Raw genomic sequence first — 479 nt, 5'->3', positions numbered from 1 at the left:
CCGGGCTCGATACGGAAGCCGCGAATCTTGACTTGCTGATCGACGCGCCCGAGGTAATCGAACGAGCCATCTTCACGCCAACGCACACGGTCGCCGGTACGGTAGAGACGCCCACCCGTCATGCCGAAGGGATCGGCAACGAAGCGCTCGGCGGTCATCCCAGGACGCTGGTGATAACCGCGCGCCAGCAACTCACCGCCGATGTACAACTCGCCGACCACACCGCGCGGCAGCGGTTGCAGGTGCTCGTCGAGTACGTACAGGTCTCTAGCGCCCACTGCCTCGCCGATGGGCGCATAAGCGGCACCACAACGACTGGTAGCATCGGCCTTCCACAACAGGGGCGTGACCACCGTTTCGGTAGGCCCATAGCCATTGATCAGGTGTTCCGCCTTGAGGCTGCGCCGCGCCAATTCGAATGCTGCCTCGGGCACCGCGTCACCACCGAAGCAATAGATGCGCATGCTCGGCGCATGGCC

General features: G+C 63.9%; 1 protein-coding gene. It reads right to left on the bottom strand.

Going from position 1 to position 479, the window contains the following annotated elements:
* The coding region (locus J0A65_RS25680; RefSeq protein ID WP_232850160.1) for an AMP-binding protein at positions 1-464 on the bottom strand (464 nt) is incomplete at its 3' end.
* Positions 465-479: the final 15 nt, after the last annotated feature.

This window comes from Bowmanella yangjiangensis (genome assembly GCF_017255015.1).
Classification (GTDB): Bacteria; Pseudomonadota; Gammaproteobacteria; order Enterobacterales; family Alteromonadaceae; genus Bowmanella; species Bowmanella yangjiangensis.
The sequence above is the reverse complement of the archived record's forward strand: the minus strand, read 5'-3'. Positions and strand labels throughout refer to the sequence as shown.